Below are 14529 nucleotides of genomic sequence, written 5' to 3'. Positions count from 1 at the left end.
CGCCGGTGGAGTTCGAAGAGGCTCTTCTGGTCGAGCACAGTGCCGGCCGGGTTCAGGAGGAAGCGTCTACGCAGGCTGCGTGACGTGGTTCACGTGTCCACGACTTGCGGGGAGCCCCACAGTGGGGTACGGGGTCGGGTTCGTGTTGACCGAATGCGGGTTCAATGGCCCGTGGCAAGTGCACCGAACGTCAGGGTAGCTCTATCAATTCCGACACGATCGTTCGGCTCACCAGCGAGCGGGTCCAAAACCGGCGGAGAATTGCGCCATGACCCACTTCGCCGTCAAGAACAAACTGTGTACATCCCCGCTGGACTTCACAGAACACGCTGATGCGTGGATCGGCCAACTGGAGGCCGAGCTATCGAAGACCTATCCTGACGTCTCTCTCTGCTCGAGTACACGTTCTAGCGAGTTCAAAGGGGCGTTCGTCGACCTCGAAACAATTGGGGTCAATCGTGAACTTAACATTGGGCTCGGACTGCTTGTCGAGCAGGAAGGCACCCGCAATCAGTTCTTTGTAGTCAGTGACATCCCCATTGACGGCGACCTTTTCAAAACGTTGAGGAAAGCTGTTCAGCGAGCGTGCCAGAAAGCGGCGGCGGCAGCCACTGATATCGAATGGTCGGCCCTGCTGGTGCAAACCCCGAAAATTCTCAGTCATCCGTCCCGGTTGGAGGGTACTCTTCGCATTGGGAAAATGACGCTGAGCGCTTCGGAAACTGACTTTACGGATGTCGTCTACCACTACGATTCCGGCAGCTCGATGTCGTCGGGCTACAAGTGGCAAATTTCTCGCCCTATCTGCGTGGCTGGACATACAACTGCGTCGTCGAAGGAAAGTGCTATTAGCCGGGCGAGGCGAGAATTGCGTCGCCTGTGTGGCTTGCTTGCTGTTTCTTGGGGCGTACCTTATGAGATCGCGCACCCTCCAATGCCGCAATACGATCAGGAAGGGCCGCCCCAATACAAAGTTCGCCCTGGACTCAGGCTCCTTCAAGAAGCACCGGCTGTGGAGAAATGGGAGGCGCATCCAGTGCCAAGCTGGACGGCAGATGCTTGGCGCCAAGCTGAAAGAGTAGAGCTCACAGCCGCCCTCGACATGTTCCTCGAAGCGGAGTACGTCACTGCTCGTCATCCGTCCCTGTCCGCCGTCGCATACGTTGCGGCGATCGAAGCGATTGGCGACGCGCTCTTCACCGTCGAGCAATGCAAGTGTTGCAAGTCGATTCCGGGAGCGACGAAGAAGTATAAGGCGACCATTCGACTCGTAGTATCAGAACCCATTGCTCAGAGACTAGACCGCGTGTACGGCTGGCGCTCGACCACAGTTCACCGGGGTTCACTTCATTCGACGGAAGTGAATGCGAGCCGTGGATGGGCGCATATGCTCAATCCTCGATACTCGGAAAATCTGACCGCCGTCTTACCGGAATTAAGAGAAGCCGCTCGGTCGCTGATAGAGCGCGGTCTCGACAATCAACTGCCCGAGTCTAGACCACTACACGACATCGGATGAACGGAAAGCTAGCTTCTCGGCTCACGCGTTGTCGCACCGTTGCGGAGAGGCCTTATGCTTCCACTGTTACCTCTATCGACGACGTGGGAGTAGTGGCCCATGTCGTTACGCTCCAAGGTCATGTGCCCTGAACGGTTGGACAACGTAGACCACTTCTTCTCCTTCAGACTAGCTGTCCGCCCCACCCGCAAACCGCGCGAAGTACTCCAGCGCCTCAAACGAATCCACAGCATCCGGATTCGCCACCTTCTCCAACGAATGCCCCTGGATGAGCCGCTTCACCGGGACCTCGAGCTTCTTGCCGGTCTTGGTGTGGGGGATCGCGGGCACGGCGATGATGTCATCGGGCACGTGCCGCGGCGACGCCTTGGACCGCAGCTCCCCGGCAATCCGCGACCGCAACCCGGAATCTAGCGAAGCTCCGTCAGCCAACACGACGAACAACGGCATCCAATACCCGCCGCCCGGCTGCTCGGCACCGATGACCAGGGATTCGGCCACCTCGGGGATGCCGTCGACGACATCGTAGATGTCGGCGCTGCCCAGGCGCACGCCCTGCCGGTTGAGGGTGGCATCGGAGCGGCCGGAGATGATGACGCTGCCGTGGTCGGTGATGGTGATCCAGTCGCCGTGGCGCCAGACTCCAGGGAACATCGAGAAGTAAGTGTCGCGGTAGCGCTCACCGTCGGGGTCGTTCCAGAACTTCACCGGCATCGACGGCATCGGGGCGGTGATGACCATCTCCCCGACCTCGCCGACCAAAAGCTGACCGGAGTCATCCCATGACTCCAACGCCACACCGAGGACCGGCCGCGAGAGCTCCCCGGCCCAGATCGGAGCGTTCGGTGCGGACCCGGCGAAACCACTGACGACGTCCGTGCCGCCGCTCGTCGAGGCCAGCTGTACGCGTTCGCCCACGGCATCGCGCACCCACGGGAAGCAGTGGGCGGGCACCGGGGCACCGGTGGCACCGATCGTCCGCAGCGCGGAGAGGTCGAATTCCGTGCCGGGTTCAAGCCCGGCCTTCATCCCGGCCAGGATTATCCCGGGACTGACCCCGAGCACATTGGACTTCGTGTCCGCGGCGATCTCCCACAGCCGGCCCGGCCCCGGATAGAGGGGACTGCCGTCGAAGCACACCGTGGTCGCACCGCCCACCAGCGCCGAAGCGACGAGGTTCCACATCATCCAATTCGTGTTCGTGTACCAGAAGAACCGGTCACCCGGCCGGATGTCGAGGTGGAGACCCAGCAGGCGCAGGTGATCGATGACGACCCCGCCGTGGCTGTGCACGATCCCCTTGGGAATCCCCGTCGTGCCCGAGGAGTACAGCACCCACAGCGGGGTATCGAAATCGACGCGCGCGAACTCGGGTTCAGCATCCCTGGAGGCGATATCGTCCCAGGCTGTGAGGGGCGTGATCTGACCGTGTTCATCGACGAATTCTTCGCCGAGGTTGCCCACCCCGACCACGGCCCGCAGGCTCGGCATCCGGCTGGCCAGGTCCTCGACCTGGTCGCGACGGTCGAAGGACGTGCCGTTCCATAGGTAGCCGTCGGCGGCGAAGAGAATCTTCGGTTCGAGCTGGCCGAGTTTCGTCGCAGCACCTTCGGCGGCATAGTCCTGGGCACAGGCGGACCAGATGGCCCCGACGGAGGCGGTCGCGAGGAAGGCGATGAGGGTGTGGTGGGTGTTCGGGAGGTAGCCGACGACACGGTCGCCTTCTTCGACTCCTTGGTTGCGCAGCCAGGCGGCGACGGATCCGACTTGGCGGCGCAGTTCGCGCCAGGTGGTCTCAGTGCGCTCGCCGGATTCTTTGATGGTGATGATGGCCGGTTCGTCGGCGAGTTTGTCGTCGAGGCCGGCTCGCAGGGCGTGTTCGGCGTAGTTGAGGCGGGTACCGGGGAACCAGATGGCGCCCGGCATGGACCGGTCGGCTAGGACTTCGGTGTAGGGCTCGTCGGCGATGACGTCGAAGAAGTCCCAGACCGCGCCCCAAAATCCGTCGAGGTCGCTCACCGACCAATTCCACAGATCGTCATAGCCGTCCATGGTCTGGCCAGTACGTTTGTTGGCGAAGTCGATGAAGTCGGCAATCTGCGGTCGCGGGGTCTGATCAGGGTCGGGAAGCCAGATCGGTTCAGCGGTCAATTCTTCTCCTCAGCACAGCGGTGGGCGACAAGCGTGGTCTCCACCAGCTGAAGCGATGCACAATCATCCCGCAGTGGAGACTTCGAGCCCACCTTACGCCGCCGACGCACTGGCTCTTGCAAGCAGTCTAGAAAGCGACTGCGCCGCTGTGTATTCTCAACGGCGCAGTCGATAGATAGGGGAGTGGGCTCAGCCTCAGCCCCACACCCCGCGCGTATCGTGGACGATCTTCTGCGTGAGCAGGGTCCGGTCGATGCGGGTGAACTCATTGTGGTCGACGAGCAGCAGCACGATATCGGCAGCGCGAATGGCTTCGTTCACCTCAGTGAGAGTGACGTTCTCGCGTTCCTCGAGCTCCGAAGGCAGGCTGTCGATATTCGGCTCGACAGCCATGATGTTCGCGTCGGGGAGCGCATCGGCGAGCTGTCCGACGATCTGCCGGGCCGGGCTCTCGCGCAGGTCGTCGATGTTCGGCTTGAACGCCAGTCCAAGTGCCGCGATCTGCACATCCTGGATGCGACGAGCCTGGGGAAGGAGCTTGTCGAGCACATACCCGGGCTTCGAGTCGTTGACCTCACGCGCGGTGCGGATCAGTGACGACTGCTCGGGAGCGGTGGAGACGATGAACCACGGGTCGACAGCGATGCAGTGGCCGCCGACACCGGGACCGGGCTGCAGGATATTGACGCGAGGGTGGTGGTTCGCGAGCTTGATGAGCTCCCACACATTGATGTCGAGACCGTCGGAGATCACCGACAGCTCGTTGGCGAACGCAATGTTGACGTCGCGGTAAGCGTTCTCGGTCAGCTTCGCCATCTCCGCGGTGCGAGCATCGGTCATAAGGAACTCGCCCTCACAGAACAGCTCATAGAGATCGCGGGCACGTTCGCCGGCATTGCCGTTGAGGGTGCCGACGATGCGATCATTCGTCCGCAGCTCGATCATGATCCGGCCGGGCAGCACCCGCTCAGGGCAGTGCGCGAAATAGACAGTCTGTGCACTGCCGGGTTTGAGCGTGAGATCCGGGCGTTCCTTGATGATCGTCTCGGCCAGGAACTCCGTTGCTCCGGGAGGCGAAGTCGATTCGAGAATGATGAGCTCATTGCCCTCGAGCAGGGGTGCAATCTGCTTACCCGCAGTCTCGATGTAAGACAGGTCCGGTTCGTGCCCGTCCTTGAACGGCGTCGGCACGGCGACGATGTAATTGTCCGCGTGCGGAGTCTCGGTCGTGGCTCGCAGGTAACCCTGAGAGACGACACCGGCCACCGTTGTCGCCATGTCCGGCTCCACAAAGGGAACTTTGCCGGCGTTGATCGTGGCCACGGCATCGGCGTTGATGTCGACACCGACGACCTCTGCGCCCGAACTGGCCAGAACAGCTGCGGTCGGAAGACCGATATATCCGAGTCCGATGACGGCGACGGAGGGGCGTTGAGAGGTGGCGGTGGGCGGCATGTGTGCGATGCTCCAAACTCGAGATGAACGACTACTGATGTTACCCGAGAGCTTCCCGAGGCAACCTGACCACAATGACTCATGAAATGACCGCTGACATGACTTCATCATCAACTTTGAGTGAATGCGCTGTGAAGGTCTTCTGATTCGGTCAGCGAAGGCGGGGTCGTCATGATGAGATGAATGAAGTCGGTATGTCCAAGTTCTGCAGAACTGCATACCATTACCCACATCGGCATTGAAGCGAGAACCCTGCCTCGCCGAGGCGGCCCCCGTGGTTCTCCCGACCAGGAGTTCGTGCGTGACCCCCACTGTCCTCACCGTTTTCGGCACCAGGCCGGAAGCCATCAAGGTGGCCCCTCTCATCCGGGCGATCGAATCGAGTGCGACCCTGCACTCCCGCACCGTCGTCACCGCCCAGCATCGTGAGATGCTCGACCAGGTCAACGATCTGTTCGGAATCGTCCCCGACGTGGACCTCAACATCATGTCCCAGGGACAGACACTCAATGGGGTCGCCTCCCGCGTCATCGGCGAACTCGACGCAGTTCTCGCTGACGAAACTCCTGCCGCGGTGCTCGTCCAAGGAGACACGACCACCGTCATGGGTGCCTCCATCGCTGCCTTCAATCGGGGAATTCCCGTCGTTCACCTCGAAGCGGGGCTACGCTCGGGCAACCTGCTCAGTCCCTTCCCCGAAGAGGCCAACCGAAAGCTCACCAGTCAGGTCTCGGCACTCCATCTCGCTCCGACCGCACGCTCGCGTGACAACCTGCTCGCCGAGAGCATCAACCCTGCCGATGTCGTCGTCACCGGCAACACGGTCATCGACGCCCTTCACATCGCCGTCGATATGAACGTCGCTCCCACCGACCAGGTCGTCGCCGACTACGTCGCCACTGACCGACCGAAGCTGCTGGTGACGACTCACCGCAGAGAGAACCTCGGCTCATCGATGGAGAACATCGGCGATGCACTGGCCGAGCTGGCCGCGGCACGCCCCGAGCTGCTCATTCTGCTCCCGGCCCACCGGAATCCGCTCGTGCGCGAAGCAGTCCTGCCCCGCGTCGAGAAGTTCGACAATGTGCTCGTCACAGAGCCGTTGTCCTACGGCGAGTTCACCACCGTCATGGCCGCCTCCGACGTCGTCCTCACCGACTCCGGCGGAATCCAGGAAGAAGCCCCGAGCCTCGGTAAGCCTGTCCTCGTTATGCGGGAGAACACCGAACGCCCCGAGGCCGTCACCGCGGGATCCGTCAAACTGGTCGGAACTGATAAAACCGCGATCGTCGCCGAGGTGTCCCGTCTCTTCGATGATTCCCTGGCCTACGAAGCCATGGCGAAGGCGGTCAACCCCTACGGTGACGGCCGCGCCGCCGAGCGGTCCGTGGCAGCCGTCGAATCGCTGCTCGGCGTCGGCGAACGGGTTGCGGAATTCGCACCGGACGTCGCCTACGCCGACTGACGCCCTATGCCGACCTACGTCCTAAGCTGACTGATGCGAACCGGCACCAAGCGATTCGGCAGGATGGCATGCTTCATCCAAGAAGACAGGTGCGATCATGTATTCGGCTCTTTGTCGATGGCCTGCAGCGCCTGAGCCACACAACCGTTCTCCATTCGACGCAAGCCCTCCCGGTATAGCAGCGCCACCGCTTCGATTTGAAGCGGTGAAGAGTCGAATGACTGTGACCCACCGGGTTCCCGAGCCTCGGACAACCACCGGCGAGCCAGGCTTCGGTTCGCTCTGATTCGGTTGTGGATCTCGTCGATGCCCCCGCGCGCAGTAGTCAGCGCAGCGTCGACCTCCTGTCGTACCGACGCAATGGTTCGATCATCCAGTCGCACGGCACAATCGGCGAATTTCAGGAACTCGAAGAGTCCGGGCATCTTGTGTCCATGAGTCTCCGAATAGACTCCGACGCTCGGGACGGCCTGAGCGGAGGCGAGGATGACCGAATGGAACCGGGAGGTCACCAATGCGCCGAGGCGGCCGAGTTCGTCGACGAAGGTCCGGAGCCCCTGCGGGTCGATGAGTTCGACCCTCTCACCTCCGGCGACAGTGCTGAGGTGGTCGGTCAGTGCCATGGAGATCTCACGGTCGGCTCGAGTCTGAACGATGACCTTTACCCGCCCGCCGTCAGCCAGATGAGCTTCAGCGACCGAAGCGAACAGCTGGAACGCTTGGGAGTGTTGGAACTGCGATACGCGAAGCTTGTTCTGCACGAATGCGGATCGTCGTGACCCCGGACGGATCCCCATGTCCTCCGGGCGCACGACGATTCCGAGGACATCCGTATCCCGATCTGCTTCCGCCCGCGCTCGCAGTCCCGGGACGAAGAAACCAGGGTCGAGCAGGACCGGAAGTTCGGGACGCAATCGTGTCGATTCGAGCCGTCGGGACTCGGTATCGCGGAACGCCGCAGCGTTGAGTCCCTGATGGAGGAACTTCTCCAGCGCGGTTCCGAACGCCGTGCGGAAGGGCCCGACAGTCGACGGGAGCAGAATGACCGGTTTGTTCAGCGCTCGCGCGGCGAGTGCGGGGAGGATGCGCCAGACCAGGTCGACGAGGTTCTCGCCGGTCGCAGATTCAAAGAGATGCTCACCGGCGTTGAGGACGACGAGGTCGACATCGGTCATGCCGGTGTCGTCGGCGAACCGCTGCGGATGGGCGACATAGTCGATGAGCAGTTCGATCTCGTCCTTACCGCCTCGCGAAGTGCCATCCGTCGGGACCGTCGTCAACTCCATCCCTTTGAGGGTGAAGCTCGACTGTCTGCGGAACTTGTCGGAGGGAGCGAGGAGAACCGCCGTCGAGTTCTCGACGTCGATATCGGCCCGACGCATCAGCTCGAGTGCTCCGGCGTTGATGGCGAGGTCGCCCCAGTTCGAGGCGACATGCCCGTAGAACAACATCGTCCGTGTCATGACGTCAGCCTAGCCAACACCGAGTCCATGACCGTTCCGACGGCTTCCCAGCTTCGTTCCGACTCCGTCCACGCGGCCGCGGCCTCGAGTCTGTGCTGGGTCGCAGTCGGATCGACGATGGCGGCCGTGATCGCCTCGGCGAGGGCCTCTGGTTCTCCGCTGGGCACGACGAGACCGCGCTCGCCGTATCCGACGATCTCCGCCAGCGCCGGAACGTCGGAGACGATGACGGACTTCTTTGCAGCCATCGCTTCGAACGGTTTGAGCGGGGAGACCGCACGGGTCGCCGGTGTGAGAAGCCGCGGATAGGCACAGACATCGATGACCGAATAGAGGTCGGCGACCTGCTCATGTGAGACCCGTCCGGTGAAGACGAGGGTCGACTCGTCGAGACCCAGATCGGCCGCTAGGGCGCGGACCCGTGTCGACTCGGATCCGTCCCCGACGAGCAGTGCACGCATAGGGAGGCCGCGACGGCGAACGAGGTCGACCGCACGGACAAGGACATCGAGTCCTTCGTAACCGACGAACGAACCGATGTACCCGATGACCGGGTCGTCGGTGCCCCAGCCGAACTGTGAGAGCACGCCGAGATCTTTCGGCCGGGCTGCGAAGGTCGAGGTGTCGACTGCATTGGGCATGATTGCGATGGGGCTGCGCGTTCGCACCCGGGTGTCAATGAGGTCGCGCATCGCCTCTGTGATCGTGACGACGGCATCCGCGTGCTCGAGCACTGCATTCTCCAACGCCACGGTGCGGGCACGACGTCCTTCCATGCGGTCGGTGTTCGCGGCCTCATAGACGAGTTCCCACATACCAGAGACCTCGTAGACAACGGGAAGCCCGAAGCGTTTGGCCGCAATCAGCCCCGGAAGCGCCGACACATAAGTCGAGCGCAGATGTACCGCTGACGGACGTTCGCGTCGGATCACCTCAGCGAAATGGTCGACGGATTCGTGCATATACGCGAACTCACCGTCTGCTCGGGAGCTGTCGCTGCCCATTCGCAGGTAACGGATTCCGTCGTGAGCCGCCTCGGTGACGGAGCCCGGTTCTAAAACATTTGTGGATTCTGGGAACCCTGGGCGGGTGAGCGCGGTGACGGTATAGCCGCAGGCGGCGATGGTCTTGAGGACGCTGTGGGCGCGAACAGCATAGCCACCGCTCTGCTCGGGCGCACTTGCGTGCAGGATGGTGAGCACCTTCCCCGGAACGGGGGAGAACGGGATCTGAGTGTTCTCGGCCACCTCGGCGAGCTCAGCCAACATCGCCGACGCAGCCGTCGCCTCACAGATGAGAGGCTTGTCTGAGGTCGAAGCGGTGGCCGAATCGGCAACAGCGGCGATCTCGTCGAACCTGCCTGTGCCGTACAGCGCCCGAACCCGCCGTGCCCGAAAGACCTTTCCCCGCTCGGAGGGACGGGCAATCTCGACAAGACCCAACGCTTCGTCATAGAAGCCGGCAGCCAGAAGATGGCCGGTCAGAAGATTCCTCACCTCTGCCGTCTGACCTCGAGTCCCTCGGAAACGCAGCAGCGAAGTGAAGAAGCGGCCGTTCGAGGACAGCGGCAGCAGGCGGGACGACTCCACGCGGAAGGCATCGACGACGATTCGAACGTGTCTGTTCAACGCCGGAGAGTCGATGATTCCCACGAGTCCGAGAGCCGCGGCCAGAGCCGTGACCGCAGTGTCCGTCGGGAGCACGAGGCCGGTGGTCGGACCTGCATCGAGCAGTTCGACACCGCGAACGGAGACGATCGCATACCGTCCGGATCGGTTCGGGGTGAGCAGCACGGTCCGTGCCCGATCGAGCAATGTCGCTCCCACCAGCTCGGAGATCGCCGACGCCGCATCGATCGATTCTGCGATGACGGCGGAAACGACGGGCAGGACCGCAAGACGCTCGAGCACCGACCTCAGTGAGGCATGAGCCGCCGCAGTCGAAGCGCAGCGGATGCGGACGACGTCATGGTGGATGCCGACCGGAGCGTCATCGAGGTGGCTGATGAGTGTGCTGAACCAGGGAGCGTCGGCCTCCACAGGCGACGAACGATCGGGGTTGCGGATAGTGACGACGCCGTCGGTGGTGACGGTCAGGTCGAACCTCGTACGCACCCCTTCACCGAAATCGCTGCTCGGCGCTTCCTCCAGCAACGGTTCCAAGCGTAGTTTCTGCCAGCGCTTGGCACCGTTGGCGATCGCATGCTCGGACACGAAGCGGGCCAGTCGACGGTCACCGTGGGTGGAAAGGTGATCCGCTACGAATCGTGACCTCAACGACGATCCCTCGGCCACCGCAATATGGAACAGGGCTCGACTGATCGTGGCCGAGCCTGTGAAGTCCTTGAGCTCGGCGCAGACTCGCCGCGCGGCCGTCCCGATATCGTCGGCATGGTCGGTCAGGGTCCGTGCGGCGGCTTCGAGCCCAGACACCAAGGAGTTCGATTCGGGGGCACTGACAGGTTCAGGGGCATCGATCCTGGTGGTCTCAGTCATCAATGGCTTCTCTGAGGATGGTGTTGATCGCGGTGGTGGTGGCGAGCCTGGGCATGGGATTGTGCCCGGCTCTGGCATCGGAATACAGGGACACGTCGAAGCAGGAGAGCTCCCCCTTCTGTGCAGGGAGTGCGTCGACGAGCGCCGGTAACTGGGCCAACGCGTCATTTCTGCTGGCGGCGTTGATGAGACAGCGTGTTCGCGGAGTATGACCGAACGATGCGAAAGCGTGGGCGACCGAGGTCCTGTCCGGGTAGTCGACGGCGATGTCCTTGGTCGGTCGATCCCCGTAAGAGTACCGGGCGATCATTCCGACGAACTTCTCCATATAGAGCGTCCAGTCGATCTGCGGATTGTTCACCAACGCTCGGCTGCCCTCGTCACGGGCCGCGGCTTGAAGCGCCTGAAATCCTCCGGCGCTGGTGCCGAAGTACAAGCGTGCGGCAGCGGGTATTTCGAGGCATTCCGCAACGAAGCGAGCGATCTGAGCCATGGCGGGAATGGCATAGCGTCCCGGTGTCCCCTGCCCCCACCCGATGCTGATCCGATTGTCGGTGCGCAGGGTCGGATCGGCGATGAAGAGGACGTCGGCATCGATGTCATCGACCCAGGTTCGGCGTTGGAAGATCTCCTGTGGGTCCTTTTCCGGTGAGCGTCGGACGGCTCCGTTGAAGGCGATGACCAGCCGGTTCGTCGCCTCTTTCCGAGACCACAGCAGCGCCGGAACCCGAACCGTGCCCGCGCGGAAGTCGAAGCGTTGGAAGACTCCGGGACGACGCTCGATGCGGTCTCCGGGCAGCAGTGTGCCCAGTCTCTGGAACGGCGGTTCCTCGGCAGACCCATCCCCATCGGTCTGTAACTGGGGTTCTTCGGTCAGTTGGGCCTCAGACATGCGTCACGGCATGGAGTTCGGCGAGCTCCGAGTCCGTCCACGTCGTCTTGCCGTAGAACTGGGTGAGTCGGCGGATGAGGTTCTTACACTCGTCGATGTCCTCATCGGCGGCGAAGGCGAGCTTCTGGACGAACCATCCCTTGACAAAGGGCTCAAGCCGTTTGGTGTTGTAGTCCTCGAGCAGTCCGACCTCCCGCAGCCACGCCGACCTGTCCTCCTCCAGGGGCAGGTACTTCTCGTAGAAGCGCGGACCGATCGCATTGACCGTCGAATTCGTCACCGCCGCATAGTAGGTGTGGATCGGTGTCGACGTCAGACCGATCCTCCGGGCATGAAAGAGCATCTGCTGGAAGAAGTAGGAGTCCTGTCCGACAGCGCCGATCGGCTGATAGATGCCGAGGCTCTTCAACCACTCGGTGCTCGCCACGAGCGCCTGAATGCTCATCGGCTGGAACTTCACTCGGGACAGAGCATTGTCCCCGAGCAGACCGTCCTCGCCCACGACGGGGCGCAGAATGCCTGCGTTCTTGATCATGGTCCGTTTGTCCTTGAACCGCACCATGTTTCCGATGGCGAAGTCGAAGCCGTGTTCGTCGACCATCTCAAGCAGCAGTGCATAACCGTCGTTCGTCTGCTCATTGTCCGGATCGAGGTAGGTCACGTACGGGGTTCGCGTGAGTTCGAGACCCTTGTTCCGCGGACGTGAGGCGCTGCCCGACCCGCCGGTCGGGAAGCGGTGGACTCGAACGTTGGGGTAGGCACGGTCGAGTTCGTCGAGTATCGCCGGCGTTGCGATGTCGGTCGACCCGTCATCGATGAGGAGGATCTCGCTGCGGTCGAAGATCGAGGACCGGCGCAGGGATTCGAAGCACTTGAACTTCAGGTGTGGGCCGTTGTTGTACACCGGCACGATCACACTGATCTCGGGTTCGGCCGTGACATCAATCGTCTCGATCCGTTCGAGGACGAGGTCGGAGGCGATCGCGAGCGTGGTTCGTTCATGTCCAACACCATCACTGAGGCGACTGCCGGCAGGGTGCCATGTGGCAGTGATCTGCTGGTCGGAGTCGATCGGATCGACGTACTCGTAGAGATCCTCAGTGGTATCGATCGGCAGAATCCGGACCTCGTCGACATCGGTGTAGCGGAAGGCGTTCACCGCGTCCTGAACGAGGTTGGGGCCGAAACCGGAGTGCCCGGTGAGATCGATGACGACGTCGCCGTCGGACTCGACGATCCTGTCGTCGTCCTCCAGCGCGACCATCGGGCCGGTGTAGGTCTGCGTCGAACGGAACTCCTCGAAACCGGGCTCGGACAGTCCGGCGACGTGCACAGTGTGTTCGGGAGCTCCGGAATCGAGCCCCATCGCCTCGGCGATCGTATCGATGCGGTCGAAGGCCGTGTTCGCTGTGAAGGCGGCGCGAATACCCGCGACCTGAGCTTCGCGGATGCTGCGCTGCGTCAGAGCCCGATACGACTGCTGCATGTCGAGCGACGAGTCGGGCATACACACCTGCGGATAGAGGGAATTCACTCCGGCGTTGTAGTTCGACACGACGAAGGTGCCCATCGCCTGCAGCTCGATGATGCGATTGGCATACATCGATTGGGAGTTCACCACCGAGTTGAGGTTGATGCCCACCGGCAGGAGCCGCTGCAGGTCGAGCAGCGCCTCATGATCGATCGGCCGGTGCAGATGCGGCAGATACCGTTCGGGGAACAGGTAGCGCTCGGTCTTGGCGAACTTGGCGGTGTCGAGCTCGAGGTTGCGGTCGACGATGGTGAGATCGGCCCCGGCGGACAGGAGTCCGTCGAAGATCCGCTGCGCCGACGACTTCCGTTCGGGATATTTGTGTTCGAACCAGGATCCGGCGAAGACGAACTCGCGTCCGGTATGGCGCATGCTCCCGAGCGGGTGGTGATGAACGAAGTTCACCGCGAAAGGCAGAACCGACACCGGCACTCGGTCATTGAGATACTTGCGGTATTTCGGAACGCACTCGACGGCGCTGGTGAACACGTGTTCGGCGAACTTCGCCAAGGACGCGAACTGCACGTAGTTCGGCGGATCCTCCTTCGAGTAGAAGGCGATCGGAATACCGTTCTCACGGGCGAAGGGCACGACCTTCGATTCGAGGTACTGACGTGTCGGAGAACCCGATAAGGCGACGTTGAACCATTCGTCGTTGAGACCGCGCCAGGCGGATGTGATGAGCAAGAGGTCGATGTCTGCCATGTCGTCGGCGTAGGTCTCAGGATCGATCGGCACCACGTGGGCGGCGTCTTTGAGCGAATCGAAGAGGAATCTGTCGGCGATGATCCCGATGCGCAGCTTCCGGCGAGGATCCCAATGCTGGCCGGAGGTCGTGGGCAGCTGCTCTGCCTCTGCCATGAGGGCAGAGATCTTGTTCTCGACCGGAGCGGCGAAGGCACGTTGGCGTTCCAGATACTCGTCACGGTCAGCCGCCAGGTCGATGTAGGGATGCCGCCCGAGAAGCCCGTCGAGGAAGTAGTCCGACTGCGTGTGCACGTGCAGTGACTTCTGCCGCGTGCGGGTCGATTTCAGCTGCTTGATTCGGGAATCGAGTTCGGACTGCCGCTTTTTGATGTCCGCTTCCTTCATCCTCGACCCCCTGACTGCTGCGAGCTGCCACGCTGGGGACGGCGAAGACGCCAGTACGCACGCTGAACCTGCATCGCCTTCGACCCGAGCAGGCGTTCGAGCCGCTCATTGACCGATGCGAGCTTCGCATCCCGCTTCGCGAGTTCGATCTTCAGCCGAGCGATCTCCCTCTCGCGTTTGCCGATGCCGCCGAGGAGCTTCGACTCGCGGTCATAGGCACTGATGAGCTCCTGGGCGAGGTCGGCATTGAGCGATGCGGTCTCATCGATGACGCGAGAGACATTGTCGCGGACGGAACCGATGTCCTCGGTCCCGGTCGGGGTGGTCTTCAAGTGAGCTCCAGTTGTCCAACGTGCACAGCGGAACCTTCTGAATCAAAGGCGTTCCACTGCCAAAACTTCACAGCTTGAAGGTCACGCTACTGGGCGCCGGAGGACGGAATCCCCTATTTCACCAACCGTTCACC

Annotated in this window: 9 protein-coding genes; 2 read left to right on the top strand and 7 right to left on the bottom strand. The window is 62.2% G+C overall.

From position 1 onward, the window contains the following. Positions 1-268: 268 nt before the first annotated feature. Positions 269-1519: a hypothetical protein gene (locus HK401_RS19580; RefSeq protein ID WP_181276337.1), complete on the top strand. Its 1251-nt coding sequence runs from the start codon at positions 269-271 to the stop codon at positions 1517-1519. A 168-nt stretch (positions 1520-1687) separates the two neighbouring features. On the opposite strand, the gene HK401_RS19575 is transcribed toward HK401_RS19580, so the two are convergent. Together HK401_RS19575 and wecC are read right to left on the bottom strand one after the other, a co-directional pair. After that, positions 1688-3670 (bottom strand): acetoacetate--CoA ligase, encoded by a 1983-nt coding sequence (locus tag HK401_RS19575; RefSeq protein ID WP_181276336.1) that lies wholly within the window; start codon positions 3668-3670, stop codon positions 1688-1690. Positions 3671-3865: 195 nt separating this feature from the next. Continuing rightward, complete coding sequence (gene wecC / locus HK401_RS19570) at positions 3866-5125, bottom strand: UDP-N-acetyl-D-mannosamine dehydrogenase (protein ID WP_181276335.1); 1260 nt, start codon at positions 5123-5125, stop codon at positions 3866-3868. A 301-nt stretch (positions 5126-5426) separates the two neighbouring features. Here wecC and wecB point away from each other — a divergent pair, with 301 nt between their 5' ends. Beyond that, positions 5427-6590 (top strand): non-hydrolyzing UDP-N-acetylglucosamine 2-epimerase, encoded by a 1164-nt coding sequence (gene wecB / locus HK401_RS19565; protein ID WP_181276334.1) that lies wholly within the window; start codon positions 5427-5429, stop codon positions 6588-6590. A 95-nt stretch (positions 6591-6685) separates the two neighbouring features. Here the strand turns inward: wecB and HK401_RS19560 are convergent, their stop codons facing one another. From HK401_RS19560 to HK401_RS19540, 5 genes are read right to left on the bottom strand one after another with little or no spacing between them, the layout of a single operon-like run. Next, complete coding sequence (locus HK401_RS19560) at positions 6686-8053, bottom strand: polysaccharide pyruvyl transferase family protein (RefSeq protein WP_181276333.1); 1368 nt, start codon at positions 8051-8053, stop codon at positions 6686-6688. Next, on the bottom strand, positions 8050-10548 hold the full coding sequence (locus HK401_RS19555; protein WP_181276332.1) for a glycosyltransferase family 4 protein: 2499 nt from the start codon (positions 10546-10548) through the stop codon (positions 8050-8052). The genes HK401_RS19560 and HK401_RS19555 overlap by 4 nt, the downstream gene beginning before the upstream one ends. Continuing rightward, complete coding sequence (locus tag HK401_RS19550; RefSeq protein WP_181276331.1) at positions 10541-11440, bottom strand: hypothetical protein; 900 nt, start codon at positions 11438-11440, stop codon at positions 10541-10543. Before HK401_RS19550 ends, HK401_RS19555 begins: the two co-directional genes overlap by 8 nt. Beyond that, entirely contained in the window at positions 11433-14063 is a 2631-nt protein-coding gene (locus HK401_RS19545) for a glycosyltransferase family 2 protein (RefSeq protein ID WP_181276330.1), read from the bottom strand. The genes HK401_RS19550 and HK401_RS19545 overlap by 8 nt, the downstream gene beginning before the upstream one ends. Then, positions 14060-14395 carry a hypothetical protein gene (locus tag HK401_RS19540; protein ID WP_181276329.1) on the bottom strand — a complete coding sequence of 112 codons (336 nt, stop codon included), beginning with the start codon at positions 14393-14395 and terminating at the stop codon, positions 14060-14062. Before HK401_RS19540 ends, HK401_RS19545 begins: the two co-directional genes overlap by 4 nt. Positions 14396-14529: the final 134 nt, after the last annotated feature.

Origin of the sequence: Brevibacterium oceani (assembly GCF_013623835.1) — a bacterium.
In the GTDB taxonomy this organism is placed as follows: Bacteria; Actinomycetota; Actinomycetes; order Actinomycetales; family Brevibacteriaceae; genus Brevibacterium; species Brevibacterium oceani.
This window is presented reverse-complemented; position numbering and strand designations above follow the sequence as displayed.

What these genes read in the sequence shown, in the direction of transcription:
- HK401_RS19545 (WP_181276330.1), bottom strand. Translation starts at nt 14,063, where the DNA reads ATGAAGGAAGCGGACATCAAAAAGCGGCAGTCCGAACTCGATTCCCGA.
- HK401_RS19550 (WP_181276331.1), bottom strand. Translation starts at nt 11,440, where the DNA reads ATGTCTGAGGCCCAACTGACCGAAGAACCCCAGTTACAGACCGATGGG.
- HK401_RS19555 (WP_181276332.1), bottom strand. Translation starts at nt 10,548, where the DNA reads ATGACTGAGACCACCAGGATCGATGCCCCTGAACCTGTCAGTGCCCCC.
- HK401_RS19560 (WP_181276333.1), bottom strand. Translation starts at nt 8,053, where the DNA reads ATGACACGGACGATGTTGTTCTACGGGCATGTCGCCTCGAACTGGGGC.
- wecC (WP_181276335.1), bottom strand. Translation starts at nt 5,125, where the DNA reads ATGCCGCCCACCGCCACCTCTCAACGCCCCTCCGTCGCCGTCATCGGA.
- HK401_RS19580 (WP_181276337.1), top strand. Translation starts at nt 269, where the DNA reads ATGACCCACTTCGCCGTCAAGAACAAACTGTGTACATCCCCGCTGGAC.